Source organism: Pontibacter populi (genome assembly GCF_040278685.1).
In the GTDB taxonomy this organism is placed as follows: Bacteria; Bacteroidota; Bacteroidia; order Cytophagales; family Hymenobacteraceae; genus Pontibacter; species Pontibacter populi.
Map to the genome: position 1 here is coordinate 50474 of NZ_JBEOKT010000009.1, position 14982 is coordinate 65455.

Annotated in this window: 10 protein-coding genes and 1 tRNA gene; 2 read left to right on the plus strand and 9 right to left on the minus strand. The window is 44.5% G+C overall.

Annotation, left to right across the window (positions count from 1 at the left end; translation table 11 throughout):
* The 7 genes from ABS362_RS11540 to ABS362_RS11570 all read right to left on the minus strand — a co-directional run bounded on the left by ABS362_RS11540 (position 1) and on the right by ABS362_RS11570 (position 7911).
* Positions 1-1050, minus strand: a complete 1050-nt coding sequence (locus tag ABS362_RS11540; protein WP_350412633.1) for a peptidoglycan DD-metalloendopeptidase family protein — start codon at positions 1048-1050, stop codon at positions 1-3.
* A 139-nt stretch (positions 1051-1189) separates the two neighbouring features.
* Positions 1190-2128, minus strand: coding sequence for a thioredoxin-disulfide reductase (gene trxB / locus ABS362_RS11545; RefSeq protein ID WP_350412634.1), 939 nt, complete (start codon positions 2126-2128; stop codon positions 1190-1192).
* Positions 2129-2278: 150 nt separating this feature from the next.
* The gene (locus tag ABS362_RS11550; protein ID WP_025605096.1) at positions 2279-3142 is read right to left on the minus strand and encodes a sigma-70 family RNA polymerase sigma factor; all 864 of its coding nucleotides are present in this window, start codon (positions 3140-3142) and stop codon (positions 2279-2281) included.
* 185 nt (positions 3143-3327) lie between these two features.
* A complete protein-coding gene (gene pnp / locus ABS362_RS11555; RefSeq protein WP_350412635.1) occupies positions 3328-5469 on the minus strand; it encodes a polyribonucleotide nucleotidyltransferase in 2142 nt (713 codons plus the stop codon).
* Between the two features lie 132 nt (positions 5470-5601).
* Complete coding sequence (gene rpsO, locus ABS362_RS11560; protein ID WP_350412636.1) at positions 5602-5877, minus strand: 30S ribosomal protein S15; 276 nt, start codon at positions 5875-5877, stop codon at positions 5602-5604.
* Positions 5878-5986: 109 nt separating this feature from the next.
* Positions 5987-7405 carry an LptF/LptG family permease gene (locus ABS362_RS11565; protein ID WP_350412637.1) on the minus strand — a complete coding sequence of 473 codons (1419 nt, stop codon included), beginning with the start codon at positions 7403-7405 and terminating at the stop codon, positions 5987-5989.
* A gap of 104 nt (positions 7406-7509) precedes the next feature.
* On the minus strand, positions 7510-7911 hold the full coding sequence (locus ABS362_RS11570) for an START-like domain-containing protein (protein WP_350412732.1): 402 nt from the start codon (positions 7909-7911) through the stop codon (positions 7510-7512).
* A gap of 139 nt (positions 7912-8050) precedes the next feature.
* On the opposite strand from ABS362_RS11570, the gene ABS362_RS11575 reads away from it, so the two are divergent.
* Positions 8051-8124 (plus strand) — tRNA-Met (locus ABS362_RS11575).
* Between the two features lie 178 nt (positions 8125-8302).
* On the opposite strand, the gene ABS362_RS11580 is transcribed toward ABS362_RS11575, so the two are convergent.
* Both ABS362_RS11580 and ABS362_RS11585 read right to left on the minus strand, forming a co-directional pair.
* Positions 8303-8758, minus strand: a complete 456-nt coding sequence (locus ABS362_RS11580) for a YybH family protein (RefSeq protein WP_350412638.1) — start codon at positions 8756-8758, stop codon at positions 8303-8305.
* 118 nt (positions 8759-8876) lie between these two features.
* Complete coding sequence (locus ABS362_RS11585; protein WP_350412639.1) at positions 8877-9401, minus strand: YMGG-like glycine zipper-containing protein; 525 nt, start codon at positions 9399-9401, stop codon at positions 8877-8879.
* A 153-nt stretch (positions 9402-9554) separates the two neighbouring features.
* On the opposite strand from ABS362_RS11585, the gene ABS362_RS11590 reads away from it, so the two are divergent.
* On the plus strand, positions 9555-14975 hold the full coding sequence (locus tag ABS362_RS11590) for an alpha-2-macroglobulin family protein (protein ID WP_350412640.1): 5421 nt from the start codon (positions 9555-9557) through the stop codon (positions 14973-14975).
* Positions 14976-14982 lie beyond the last annotated feature (7 nt).

A 14982-nucleotide genomic window follows, 5' to 3' on the forward strand; every position in this document is an offset into this window, starting at 1 on the left:
TTATCTGACACGTAAGCGTTTACCTACACGCAGCGTTGAACGTGTGCTCATGCCATTCAGTTTAGCGATCTGGGAGGCCGTTACACCATATTTTTTAGCTATACCGGATAATGTATCTCCTTTACGGATGGTATGATAATATGACCTGCGACCACTATTGGAAGAAGTCTTTTTACTTTTATTGTAATAGTTAAATAGTGCTGAAGTTATCTGGAAACTCTGCCCTTTCAGCAGGTAATCCGGGAAATCGTAGATATGCTCTGGGTCTATTGGGTTACCCTGGTAACGTACTTCGTAGTGCAAATGAGGACCGGAACTACGACCTGTACTACCGCCTAAACCGATCATCTCTCCTGCTTTAACAAACTGGCCTGGCTTGGCAATTGCCTTGCTCATGTGGCCATAAAGTGTTTCCAGGCCGTTGTAATGGCGTACTACTATATAGTTTCCATAACCGCTACCATCCCACTTGTTAATTCGTATCACACCATCAAAAGCAGCATAAATACTATCACCTGTGTCCAGGTCAATATCAGTACCATAATGCCAGCGGTAACCCCTGTGCCCGAAATGGCTGGTTACAGGAGTTTTCTCTAAAGGCATTTTATAGTTACGATTTGAACGCGGGTCGTATAGTTGCACATCTACTGTATCTTTCAGCTGGCGTGCATCCATGCGGTAAGGATTAATGTTACGCGTATCCCAGATGGCATAATAACCGGCAATCCTGATCCAGGTAGAGTCTATCAGTACTTCATCCGACACTTCAACTATGTGCTGCTCTCCCAGGTCAAGCTCAGTGGTATCTTCGCTAACTATAGAAAGCTCCTTTTTAGGACTGAAGTTAATAGATTTTCCGGCATCAGAGTTCTCGTCATCAAACTCTTCATACTCAATCAGTATAGTCGTATCCGGACGAACGTACTGTATTTTAGGCGACTTAACCTTAAACAGGTCTTTGGCTTTTTTTTGTGCAGTAGCGCCTTGTGCCAGGCAAAGCATACACAATAAAAAGAGTACAACTGATAAGGGACTTTTAAACTTTGGCATTGGTCTTTAATTAGGCATTCGGGGAGTTATAATTCTGCTGTACGCATACATAAACTACATCAAAGCCAATTTATTGTAACCTCTCCAACAGACTGAACTAAAATAAAGTGCAAATCAGAGAAGTACTTACTGTTAAATTTTAGTGCAAATCATTCGCTGCCAGGTAACGCTCCGCATCAAGGGCAGCCATACAACCCGAACCTGCAGCAGTTACCGCCTGTCGGTAGGTAAAGTCCTGCACATCGCCGCAAGCAAAAACACCGTCAATATTGGTTTTAGAAGTACCCGGTATAGTTCGGATATAACCGTTCTCGTCAAGGTTAAGGAAATCAGCAAATATATCGGAATTTGGCTTATGACCTATCGCTACAAAGAAGCCATTAACAGGTATCTCCCTGGTTTCGTTGGTAAGGGCATTTTTAACACGCACACCTGTTACTACATCATCACCCAAAATTTCATCTGTAACCGAGTTCCATAGTATCTCAATGTTCGGAGTTTTCTTTACACGCTCCTGCATAATAATAGAAGCACGCATCTCATCACGACGAACGATCATGTATACTTTTTTGCACAGGTTTGCCAGATAAGTAGCTTCTTCAGCTGCTGTATCGCCGGCGCCAACTATAGCCACATCCTGACCACGGTAAAAGAAACCATCGCAAACCGCACAAGCCGATACACCATTGCCGTTAAGCTTTGCCTCTGACTCCAGACCCAGCCACTTAGCAGATGCGCCTGTCGAAATGATTACGGTATCTGCTTCAATAACCTTCTGATCATCTATAGTTACTTTATGAGGCTGACCTGAAAAGTCTACTGCAGTGGCAATACCATAACGTACATCCGTACCGAAGCGCTCGGCCTGCTTCTTAAAGTCCTCCATCATTTCCGGGCCTTTTACACCATCCGGGTAGCCAGGGTAATTCTCAACATCATTGGTAATGGTAAGCTGACCACCTGGCTGTAAACCCTGGTATAATACAGGCTTAAGACCTGCTCTGGATGCATATATAGCTGCAGTATAACCGGCAGGGCCCGAACCGATAATAAGGCATTTTACTTTTTCTATTTCCATGGAAAATCAGTGCAATTAATTTTGGATGCAAGTATACTAAAAAATCTGCTCCTTTGCCCGAATTGCTTCTACTGAAATAGACAGACAACCGCTATAAACGACAGAAGCCCCGGCTTTATGGCCGGGGCTTCTGCTGCTTAAACTATAAGCTTAGCCTAAATATGGCTTCAATGCTTTACTTCTAGATGTATGACGAAGTCTTCTGATCGCTTTTTCTTTGATCTGGCGAACACGCTCGCGGGTCAGGTTAAATTTCTCACCTATCTCCTCCAGCGTCAGGGAATGCTCCCCATTCAAACCAAAGTATAGCGTAATTACGTCAGCTTCGCGCTTTGTAAGTGTTGAAAGTGCACGTTGTACTTCTTTGCGAAGCGAGTCATTCATCAGACCCATGTCCGGCGATTCTTCGTCTTCGTTTTCAAGTACATCAAGCAAACGGTTTTCTTCGCCTTGCACAAACGGGGCATCCACGGATACGTGGCGGCCTGAAATCTTTAAGGTATCAACTACCTCAGCGGTTGTCAGTTCCAGTACTTCTGCAATTTCTTCCGGAGATGGCTCGCGTTCGAATTTCTGCTCCAGTTCTGAAAATGACTTAGAGATCTTGTTAAGTGAACCAACCCGGTTCAATGGTAAACGCACAATACGCGACTGCTCGGCCAACGCCTGCAGAATAGACTGACGGATCCACCAAACAGCGTAAGAGATAAATTTAAAACCTCTTGTTTCATCAAAACGCTTTGCAGCTTTTATAAGACCAAGGTTACCTTCGTTAATAAGGTCGCCTAAAGACAAGCCCTGGTTCTGGTACTGCTTTGCTACAGACACCACGAAACGCAAGTTGGCTTTGGTCAATTTCTCAAGTGCAAACTGATCCCCCTCTTTGATTCTCTGTGCTAACGACACTTCCTCATCCGGTGTAAGCAAATCGACTTTACCAATCTCTTGTAAATACTTATCAAGCGACTGGCTTTCGCGGTTAGTGATCTGTTTGCTTATCTTGAGTTGTCTCATCAGAGTATATTATTAATGCAAAAATGTTGAATGTTTATTTTGGGCTCGGTTTGGTAACACCAGAAAATCGCGCAAAGTTCTTACATATTACGAATAAAATCAAGAACCTGTACGCGAAACCCAAAAAATAAAAAACTCCTGGTGCAAAAACAGCTATGCTGCATAGCACCAGGAGAAAAAAATGACTATTGATTTTGCTGTGGAGCTTCCGGTCTTGGAAGGATCGCTTTGCGAGACAGTTTGAATTTACCTGTCTTCTTATCTACGTCGATCAGTTTTACTTTCACTTCCTCTCCTACTTCCAGCACACCATCCATCGTTTCAACACGCTCGTGCTTGATTTCAGAGATGTGAAGCAAACCATCTTTACCTGCCATAAACTCTACAAAAGCACCATATGGCTGGATTGATTTAACTTTACCGATATATACCTCGCCGATCTCAGGCTGTGCAACTATAGCACGGATCTTAGATACAGCGCTGTTCATAGAATCCTGATCGCTGGCGAAGATATTAACGTGACCTTTCTCGTTCTTCTCTTCGATGATGATCGTAGCACCTGTGTCTTTCTGGATCTGCTGGATAACTTTACCGCCTGGTCCGATAACTGCACCGATAAATTCTTTATCGATGATCATGTTGAATGAACGTGGTGTATGTGGCTTGTAATCCGCGTTAGGCGAAGAAAGCGTCTTGCTCATCTCGTTCAGGATGTGTAAACGACCAGCTTTAGCCTGCTCAAGAGCCTGAGAAAGTACATCGTAAGACAAACCGTGAACTTTAATATCCATCTGGCAGGCAGTGATACCATCTTTTGTACCAGCTACTTTAAAGTCCATATCACCCAGGTGATCTTCATCACCCAGGATATCAGAAAGAACGGCAAACTTACCAGTCTTTTCGTCTGTGATAAGCCCCATGGCTATACCAGAAACACCGCCTTTAACAGGTACACCGGCATCCATCAGTGCAAGCGAACCCGCACATACAGTTGCCATAGAAGATGAACCGTTAGATTCCAGGATATCAGAAACGATACGGATCGTATATGGATTCTCTGAATCTGAAGGCAATACTTTCTTAAGAGCACGAAGCGCCAGGTTACCATGTCCGATCTCACGACGGCCAGGACCTCTGTTTGGCTTCACCTCGCCAGTAGAGAACGCAGGGAAGTTATAATGTAATAAGAATTTATTGTAACCCGATACCATCGCGCTGTCGATCATCTGCTCGTCCAGTTTGGTACCTAAGGTTACAGTTGTTAATGACTGCGTTTCGCCGCGTGTAAATACTGCAGAACCGTGTGTAGCTGGCAGGTAGTTAACCTCAGACCAGATCGGACGAATCTCATCCAGTTGACGGCCATCCAGACGAACACGTTCATCCAGGATCATGTTACGAACAGCTTCCTTCTCAACATCATGGTAATATGTTTTGATAAGGCCCATGTCGTATCCATGGTCTTCGCCAAGCGACTCAACAAACTCGTTCAGAACAGCTGCGAAGCCTTCTTTACGCTCAGACTTGTTTGCTCTGCCACGCATAGCAACTTCATAAGCTTTGTTGTAAGTAGCAGAACGTACTTTCTCGCGTAGCTCTTCATCATGAGTTTCATGCGAGTAGTCGCGCTTCTGTAGTTTGCCAACCATCTCAGCAAGCTCAAGCTGTGCCTGGCACTGTACTTTAATGGCTTCGTGTGCAAATTTGATAGCTTCCAGCATTTCAGCTTCAGAAACTTCATTCATCTCACCTTCTACCATCACAACGCTGTCCATAGAGGCACCAACCATCATATCGATGTCGGCACGCTGCAGGTCAGAAACAGTAGGGTTAATTACTAACTGGCCATCGATACGCGCTACACGCACTTCAGAGATCGGGCCGTTGAATGGAATATCAGATACAGCTAGTGCAGCAGATGCAGCCAAAGCGGCAAGGGCATCCGGCATAATCTCCGTATCAGCAGAGATCATGTGTATCGTCATTTGGGTTTCTGCATGGTAATCATCCGGGAACAGCGGGCGCAGTACACGGTCAACCAAGCGCGAAACCAGGATTTCGTAATCAGAAAGGCGAGCTTCTCTTTTCAGGAAACCACCAGGGATCTTACCAGACGAAGCAAATTTCTCCTGATAGTCAACAGAAAGTGGCAGAAAATCTACACCTTCTCTAGCTTCTTTGTTAGAAACAATAGCTGCAAGCAGCATCGTGTTTCCCATTTTTACCACAACAGAACCATCGGCCTGCTTGGCTAATTTACCAGTTTCAATAGTTATCTCCCGGCCATCCGGAAGAAAGATTGTTTTTGTGATCGCGTTTTGTGACATCTTCAATTATTTTTTTTCATCAAAAACAGGGCTGCCCATTGCGGCCGCTGTCGGGGGTACTGGCAAAAAGAAAGGGAGGTATTATAAAAAAGATTAGGGAATCCCTTTTGTGAATTCCCTAACCCAAATAAATTATTTTCTGATACCTAACTCAGCAATGATAGCTCTGTATCTTTCGATATCGTTTTTCTGAAGGTAGTTAAGCAATCTTCTTCTTTTACCTACCAGTTTCAGAAGACCCAGACGGGTGCTGAAATCTTTTTTATGAATCTTCAGGTGCTCTGTAAGATCAGTAATGCGTGTAGTGAAAAGCGCGATCTGAGACTCAGCTGAACCAGTATCTGTTTTGGTTTTGCTTATGCCGTGCTTTTCGAAAATTTCTTGTTTCGCTTCAGTAGTTAATTTCATTTCGTATAAATATCAATCTGTTTTTATCAATGAGATTGCCGTATAAGCCGCAAAGATATAAAAAATTAAATTAATCAAAAACTATTTACGGACTCTATTTTTAACCTAACTATAATTTATTACGTTTCAGGCGGGTAAGTGTTTTTCTCCAGAAGTCAGTTTCCAGCAGACTCGAATCGTTGCGGGCCTGGTACAGGAAAAACAAACCAATGGGTATTAAAATAGCATTGGATGCCCACATGCCAACCGGTACCGGCAGCAAGCCCTCTCTCGCCCACTTTTCACCGAGTATAGACAGCACATACATCACAATAAAGAAAATGATCGAGATGATAACCGGTACGCCAAGCCCACCCTTTTTAATGATGGCACCAAGTGGAGCCCCTATAAGAAACATAACTATGATACTGGCCGACTGTGTGTATTTTTTCCATATCTCGATCTCGAAGTTGTTGGCTTCGCGAACGGTACTGTTTACACGCTCGATATAACTGGTTGTAAAGGTCTTAATGTTTCGGGCCTTATTCTTGGCCATCATCAGGGTACTGGCTTTTACATCCGGCAACTCTTTATCCAGTTCTTTACTTATAATTGCCTGCCCTCCTATTTTTGTTCTTGTAGTATCCACTTTCATGTACATGTAAAACGGATCTACATTCGTTATAAACTTTGATCTATCCTTCTGCGAAAGGTTGGTAAGGGAATCGGTCACCAGGTCCAATTCTGCAATATTCTTCATCATTTTGTTATCCGAAAAATACTCCTCGCGGGTACGGCTCAGGTCAAAAGACGAAAGGCTGAACATGATCTTGCTTTCTTCAAAGCGCTGGCGAACAAACTGGTCTTCAGAAGAGCTTCGCAAGGTATTGTTGCTCTGGTTTACATAGATATTGCCGTCGAAAAGCTCCAGTACCAAGTAATTATCGTTGTGCTCGGTAAACATTCTCCCCGAGTCAGCCAAGATTATCCTGCTGTTGTTACCGCCCTGCGTATGGTCATAGATCATTACATCACGAACGGCGCCACCATCTCCCAGCTTTTCATTTATCTTGATACTATAGCCGGGTAAACCATTATAGAATGCACCTTCCTTAAAGTTCATGGTTGGTTTGGTCTGCCTGATGTCCCAGAGTAAACTATAGGCTTTAAGGTTAGCTTTAGGAACTATGTTGTTGTTAAAGAAAAAGGCAGCAATACCCAGCACGGTGGTAAAAATAAAAACAGGACGCAGAATACGGGGAAGGGCTACGCCGGATGTTTTAATGGCCGTTAGTTCGTGGTGTTCGCCAAGGGTACCATAAGTCATCAGGGACGAAAGAAGCACGGCTAACGGCAATGCCACCGGAGCCATGTTTATGCTGAAATAAAAGAGAAGTTCTCCGAAAACGCTGGCACCAAGATCTTTACCTACCAGTTCGTCGAGGTATTTGAGCATATACTGTGTGAGCAAAATAAACTCTACCACAGCAAAGGTTAATATGAACGGGCCGATGAACGACCGGATAATAAGTTTATCTAATTTCTTCATGAGAGCCAATAACCGATGCGTATTTGCAAGGCACTATGGGTTTATAGTGTAACGCCCATACACCAAAAAACGTGCAAAGATACGCAGCTGAACCAGACAGAACGTTACCCGCCTATTATTTCTCTCAGGTTTTGCATCAGGTGCTCCCAAAGTTCAGCCAATTCCTCGTGATCTTCTTCATCAGAGTAATCCACTACTTTCAGGAACTGTTCCTGAGTCAGTTCACTCGATTCGATTGAAAAGTCAATGTACGATGGGTCTGAAACATGCTGGCGGTTATCATCCAGGAAAAGAAAACGGACAGAACGGTTGGTCCGGTACCCGGTCATTTCAGCATAATGGTTGCTGCCATCCCACACAAAGTTAAATACCTTATTCTCCTCTACTTTTACATCGTCGCAAAACCATTCGGCTAAACCGCTGGCTGTGCTTAGGTAAGGGTACAGTAATCGGGCTGATGCATTTATAGGGTACTCTCCAACAAATTTTGTCTTAGTTGATCTCATCATAGAGCATAATAGTAAGTGATTGAGTAAGTATAGTGTTATTTTTTGATTCTATTAATATATCGAAAATAAAATATTTTTTTTCTGGCTCAGGTATTGTGCGGAATTAAATCTTTTTCCTACTTTTGCATCACAATTCGGCGGGGTAGCTCAGATGGTTAGAGCGCAGGATTCATAACCCTGAGGTCGGCAGTTCGATTCTGCTCCCCGCTACAACAAAAGCCTGCTGGTTTAATCCGGCAGGCTTTTTTGCTTTATCTCCAAACTATAAACTATAGTTAGTGAGGCAACTATACGCGCTATAGTTTTAGCTAACAAGCAGTTCTGTAAAATAAAAAGAGCGATCCCGAATAGTCAGGACCGCTCTTTTTATGTTTTATAGTTTGATGTATTACAGTTTTACCTGTACCGGCATGTCTTCCAGCTGGGCATAGCTAAGTTTCCAGTTACCGTCCTCCCCTTTTTTCCAGAGAAGTATAAAGTTACCTTCGCCTTCGCCACCCGGCTGTCCCGGTGCTTCTGGTTTTACATCTACTGAGAAAGTACCGGCTTCGTACGCTATGTTATTATCTATACCGGAGCTTACAACATTCAGTCTGAGGTCTTCTATTGTCTCAATGGTCTCATTTACCCATTTGTCAGCAACCTCTGACTTACCGCTATAATGAATCTCGCCCTGCACAAAGTCTACGTCTTCGGCCAGCATAGCTTCTACTTTACTTTCATCTTCGCTGTTCCAAGCATCAATAAATTGTTTATTCAGGTCCTGTACCACTTTAACGTCTTCGGTTTTCTGGCAGGATGTGAATAGGAATGCTACGGATAGCATTGCGATTAAGGATCTCATAATTTTAGTTTTTTAGTGTATACTTAAATACAAAAACACATATATATTTTCCGGCTTATACGGATTAAAAAAAAACCAGTCATAAATGACTGGCTTTTTTTATGAGTAGAGGTATTAATTACCAGCTTTTTCTTCTGTATTCAGAAGTATGATATGGTTTATCTTTATCACCGAAATCCGGGTTTGGCAGGAACATGTTCTCTGCTAAATAAGCCATAGAAGTACCATTGTAAGCCATTGCATTTTCATTAGCAACTAGGGCATTTGAAGTTGCAGGAGCTGCTTTAGCCGGAGTGGCTCTTCTGGTAGAAGTAGATGCCATACGGGCATTTGCTGCTCTGTTAGCTGCGGCTGCTCTGTTAGCTGCTGCAATACGCTCTGCTTCTTTTTTCTTCTGCTTGTTGTCGATTATTTTACCAACACCATAACCTGCACCTGCACCAACTGCTGCACCAACTGCACCACCTACTACACGGTTACGCTTATGGATGATTGCACCTGCGGCAGCACCTGTAGCACCACCAATTACGGCTCCTTTAGCCTGTGGGCTCCAGCCTGTACGTTCTTTCGTTTGAGCAGAAGCACTAAAGGCAACTGCAACTATCAATACAAGGCTTAGAGCTAAACTGATTACCTTTTTCATAACATTCAATTTTTGATTTGAAAACTTTATACGCAACTGAAATGGGTAGTTGCAATTCGTGTGCCAGAAATTTAATCTATTCTCTAACATTCTTTTTTCAAGTAAACTTTTTCTATATTTAAGTAAGATTATGGCCTACTTTTTTTCTACTCTATGAAAAAATCACCCTACTCACTCCTGTTATCCTTTAGGTTTATAGTTCTGATTGCGCTGCTATACGGCTGCAAAGGCAAAAGCGACGAATTACTTTTAGAGAGCCGTAACTTTGAACAGGAAATAGCACAGGAACAAAACCTGGTTTTTAAGTTTGATAAAGCGCTGATACCCGATTCGCTCCTGAACCAATGGGATACAATTCCTTATATCACATTCAGGCCTGCTGTGCCAGGGCAGTTTAAATGGACCGCTCCGGATGAACTGGTCTTCTCTCCTGCCCGCCCGTTTGCGCCAAGTACCAATTACCAGGCTGAGCTAACCGATAATCTGCTGCGCCATTCCAGGACCAACTATAAAATACCTAGCGGACAAGGCTTTACTTTTCACACACCTTACCTGGCGCTTACCAAACCAAAAGCTTACTGGACCCTGAACGAAAACAACCCGACTGAACTGGAAGCGAACCTGCTGCTTACCTTTAACTACCCCATAACTATAGCCACCCTGCGCGATAATTTACATGTGTACCAGGGCAAAACCGAACTACCCCTGGAAGTAGTAAGCAGCAACCTCGAAACTATAGTTGTGAAGCTAAAGCAGGTAAACCAGGCAACCGAAGAAGCTATACCTGTTAGACTTGCTATAAACAAAGGTGTAACCATGCCGGGGAGCACTTACCAGACACAGCAAACTATAGAACGCGAGATAAAACTGCCAAGCCGTAAGCAGATGCAAATAAGTGAAGTCGCCACTGCTTTCGAGGAAGGCCAGGAACGCATCTATGTTTTCACGACACAGCCCATAACCAACGACGATCTGCATAGCCTGGTAACTATAAACCCAAGGCGAGAATTTTCTATCGAGCGCCTGGATAACGGGTTGGTAGTGAAAGGAAATTTTTCGGGTGATGAGAACTATACTATAACTATAGATGAAAAGCTTGCCGGAGTAGCAGGAAAGGAACTGGGTAAAAAGTACAGGCACCCGGTTACCTTCCAGACACTGCAGCCAACTGTTGCCTTTGTAAACCAGAAAAGTATTTATCTGAGCAGCCAGGGCGCCCGAGATATAGCGCTTAACCTGGTGCAGGTGCCACGCATCAAAGTAAGCATCGGGAAAGTATATGAGAACAATATTCTGCGCTACCTGCAGGACGGTAAGATGTACGATGGCTACTATGACGAAGAGGCCGAAGAATACTATGAGAGTTCTTATTATGATGTAAACAATACCAACGGCAACACCATTTTTGAGCGCGAATACAATACAAAAGAACTACGCAAGAAAGGCAATACACACCTGCTGCACCTCGACCTGAACGATCTTGATTTTGACAGCCAGTTTAAGGGATTATATGTGATAAACGTTTCGAGTACAGATAAGAAATGGCTCAAAACGTCTAAGATCATATCAGTATCTGATATTGGATTGATTGCGAAGCAAGGGGGAAATGATGTAGTAGTTTTTGCAAACTCTATCCGGGAAGCTAATACGCTGGAGGGAGTTGAGATCCGGTTTATCAGCACCAACAACCAGGTCATCCATAAAGCCACTACCGATAAAGATGGCGTAGCCCGTTTTAGTAATATAGATAAAATGGCGCCTAACTTTATTATGGGGCTGATAACAGCCCGCCTTGGCCAGGACTTCAACTATATGCCATACAGCCAGACACAGGTAAACACGTCCCGTTTTGATGTTGGTGGCAAACGCCTGGGTGAACTGAACTATGATGCTTATATCTATGGCGACCGGGATCTGTACCGTCCCGGCGACACCGTACATGTAAATACTATAGTTCGCACCCCAGCCTGGGAAACCGTAGCCGGATTGCCTGTCAAAATTAAACTGCTGTTACCTAATGGCAAAGAACTCCGCAGTGTGAAGGGCAAGCTTAATAAAGAAGGCGCTTTCGAAACCAGGTTCTTACTTTCTACAGCATCGGTTACGGGCACTTATACTATAGAAGTATACTCCGGCAACGATGTGCTTCTGAATTCCCGCAAAATAGGTGTAGAAGAATTTATGCCCGACAGGCTGAAAGTAACAGCTACGCTTAATAAAACTGCTTTTGTACCGGGCGATAAACTGACCGTGAACCTGACCGCTTTAAACCTGTTTGGTCCGCCTGCTGCCAACCGCAACTATGAAGTACAGCTCAGCCTTAAAAAGAAATACTTCGAGGCGAAGAACTACCCGGACTATAACTTTGAGATCGAAACATCGGGCACAGTAGATATCCAAAACAGCGTGCGCCAGGGCCTGACCGACGCGCAGGGCAAAGGACAGGAAACCTTTGAACTGGCCGGTTACCAGGATGTAGGTTTGCTGGACGGCTCGGTTTATACCACGGTGTTCGATGAGACAGGAAGACCCGTTAACAGGCTGAGCAAATTTGATGTAAGCACACAAAAGGCATTTTACGGAATCCGCAGGTTTGAAGCCTATGTGAGTACCCGCCGCCCGATGAATATCCCGCTGATAGCTCTTGACCGTAACGGAAAACCTGTTGCAGCCACAGCACGTGTGCAGCTGGTACGTTATACCTACGAGTCGGTGATAGAGCGATACTCTGAAAACTATAACTATAAGTCGCAGCGCAAGGAAAACATCGTTCTCAACAAAACTATAACGATACCTGTTGGCGGCGGCAACTTTAACTTTACTCCTGTTTCCTCTGGAGAGTACGAACTGCGAGTAATGCGGCCGGGCGCTTATAACTATGTAGCCCAAGAGTTTTATGCCTATGGCTGGGGCGATACCGAAAGCACCTCTTTTGAAGTGAACACCGAAGGAGAAGTAGACATTGCCCTGGATAAAGAAAGTTATGCGGTTGGCGAGAAAGCAAAAGTACTTTTCAAAGCCCCGTTTGCCGGTAAGATACTGGTAACTGTAGAGCAGGACAAAGTACTGAGCCATTACTACCTTAAAACAGATAAAAAAGCAGCTTCCCTGGAGTTGCCTATAGTTAGTGTGCATTTGCCTACGGTTTATATCACAGCCACGGCACTGCGTCAGGTAAAAGATAACAGGATGCCCTTAACGATTGCCAGGGGATTTAAACCTGTTACTGTAACTGCAAAAAGCACCAAACTGAATGTAGCCATCACGGCACCAGAAGTTTCCCGTTCTAATAAGCTTCAGCAGGTAAAGATCAAAACTGCTCCGAATGCAGAAGTTACGCTTGCTGTGGTAGATGAAGGTATACTACAACTGAAAGACTATAAAACCCCGGACCCGCACGGCTATTTTTACCAGAAACGTGCCCTGGAAACAGAAGCCTATGATCTCTACCCTTACCTATTCCCTGAGTTAAGTAGCCGCTCCAGCGTTGGTGGCGATGGCTATGATCTGGAGAAACGTATCAATCCGCTTACTTCAAAACGTGTTAAACTGGTATCGCTTTGGAGCGGGCATTTAAAGACCAACAGCAACGGCGAAGCTATAGTTAGGGTTAGGATTCCGGAGTTTTCGGGTGCCGTACGAGTAATGGCTGTGGCCTACAAAGGCGGCGCTTTTGGTTCTGCGGAGAAAATGATGCGTGTTTCAGATCCTGTGGTTATCAGCACGGCACTTCCGCGTTTTGTGAGCCCGAAAGATACGCTGCTGGTGCCTGTTACATTGAGTAATACCACCGCTAAAAAAGCAACTGCCAGCAGTGCTATTTCTGTTACAGGACCGTTGCGTATAGTTGGCAGTTCGGCTAAATCAGCAACTATAAATCCTAACTCCGAAATGCAGGTAGTTTACAAACTGGTAGCCACGCCAACTATAGGTCAGGCAAAAGTAACGGTTAACGTAAATGCCCTCAGTGAGAAATTTACCAGCAACACCGATATTACGGTTCGTCCAACAGCACCACTCTCTAAAATAACAGAAGCCGGAACTATAAAAGCTGGCAGCACAACCGAAATCAAACTGGCCCATGATTTTATTCCTTCATCGGCTTCTTCTAAGCTGATCGTAAGCAATTCTCCGCTTGCCCAGTTTACAGATGATATTACGTTTTTACTGCGTTACCCGCACAGTTGCCTGGAACAAATAACTTCCACTGCATTCCCGCTGCTTTACTACACAGACCTGGCAAAATCGTTGCACCAAACCGGAAAGAACAGAACCTACAACCCGAACTACCTGGTGCAGGAAGCGATAACTAAAATAGAGCTGATGCAGCAATACGATGGCGGCTTTACGTACTGGCCTGGAGCCGAAAACACCGATTGGTGGAGCAGTGCCTACGCCACACATTTTCTTCTGGAAGCAAAAAAAGCAGGTTACCCGGTAACGCAACAGGTACTCGACAAAGCACTGACTTACCTGCAGCGCAAAGTAAAAGGTAAAGGTATGGAAGAATACCGCTACTATAATGCCAGCCGCAAGGTCGAAAGTAAGTACATTGCTTCGCGCGAAACTGCCTATTCGCTTTACGTGCTAAGCATTGCCGGCAAACCAGACTGGGCTACTATGAACTACTATAAAGCCCGGCCGGAACTGCTGTCGTTGGATAGCCGATACCTGCTGGCCAGCACTTACGCTATAAACGGCCGCCGCGAAAGCTTTAGCCAGATACTTCCCCGCTCCTTCTCCGGCGAAACCTCTGTTCGTGCGCTGGATGGCAGCTTCTATTCTCCGTTACGAGATCAAGCCATTTCACTGAACAGTCTGATCGAAGCAGATCCGGAAAATCCGCAGGTAACCACGCTGGCAAGGCATCTTTCGGAAGAGTTAAAATCGAAGCGCTGGTACAATACCCAGGAACGTGCTTTTGCCCTAATGGCACTCGGTAAGCTTGCTAGCCGTAGCGCAGGTAATGTCACGGCACAGGTTATTCAGAATGGTAAAGTGATTGGTACTTATAACGGTAAAGACCTGGAGCTGCAGGATAAGTTGAAGGCAGGAACTATAACCCTGAAAGGTACGGGCAAAGGAACACTCTATTATTTCTGGGAGATTGAAGGCATTAGCGAAAGCGGAAACTATAAACAGGAAGACAATTTCATGCAGGTCCGTAAAGCTTTCTTTGACCGTGATGGAAAGCAGATCACGAATAATACCTTTAAGCAAAATGACCTGGTTATAGTTCGGATCGCGCTGCAGTCGCTGGATGGCAGAACGATACCAAACGTAGCTATCACCGATATGCTTCCGGCCGGTTTTGAGATCGAGAACCCGCGTCTGATGTCTGAACGTGAATTCAGCTGGTTACAAAAGCAGGAACCTGCCACGCCAGACTATACCGACATCCGCGATGACCGGATCAATATTTACGCTACAGCCAAATCAAAAGAGCAATACTTCTTCTACCAGGTTCGGGCTGTATCAAAAGGCAATTTCCAGTTAGGTCCGGTGGGTGCCGATGCGATGTATAATGCCGAGTATCATAGTTATAATGGTGCGGGCGTGGTATTGGTTAAATAGAGTTATT

Bases quoted from the DNA above. Each gene is read 5' to 3' on its own strand.
- ABS362_RS11585 (WP_350412639.1), bottom strand. From the start codon at position 9,401: ATGAAAAAGGTAATCAGTTTAGCTCTAAGCCTTGTATTGATAGTTGCA.
- pnp (WP_350412635.1), bottom strand. From the start codon at position 5,469: ATGTCACAAAACGCGATCACAAAAACAATCTTTCTTCCGGATGGCCGG.
- ABS362_RS11550 (WP_025605096.1), bottom strand. From the start codon at position 3,142: ATGAGACAACTCAAGATAAGCAAACAGATCACTAACCGCGAAAGCCAG.
- trxB (WP_350412634.1), bottom strand. From the start codon at position 2,128: ATGGAAATAGAAAAAGTAAAATGCCTTATTATCGGTTCGGGCCCTGCC.
- ABS362_RS11565 (WP_350412637.1), bottom strand. From the start codon at position 7,405: ATGAAGAAATTAGATAAACTTATTATCCGGTCGTTCATCGGCCCGTTC.
- ABS362_RS11590 (WP_350412640.1), top strand. From the start codon at position 9,555: ATGAAAAAATCACCCTACTCACTCCTGTTATCCTTTAGGTTTATAGTT.
- ABS362_RS11540 (WP_350412633.1), bottom strand. From the start codon at position 1,050: ATGCCAAAGTTTAAAAGTCCCTTATCAGTTGTACTCTTTTTATTGTGT.
- ABS362_RS11570 (WP_350412732.1), bottom strand. From the start codon at position 7,911: ATGAGATCAACTAAGACAAAATTTGTTGGAGAGTACCCTATAAATGCA.
- ABS362_RS11580 (WP_350412638.1), bottom strand. From the start codon at position 8,758: ATGAGATCCTTAATCGCAATGCTATCCGTAGCATTCCTATTCACATCC.
- rpsO (WP_350412636.1), bottom strand. From the start codon at position 5,877: ATGAAATTAACTACTGAAGCGAAACAAGAAATTTTCGAAAAGCACGGC.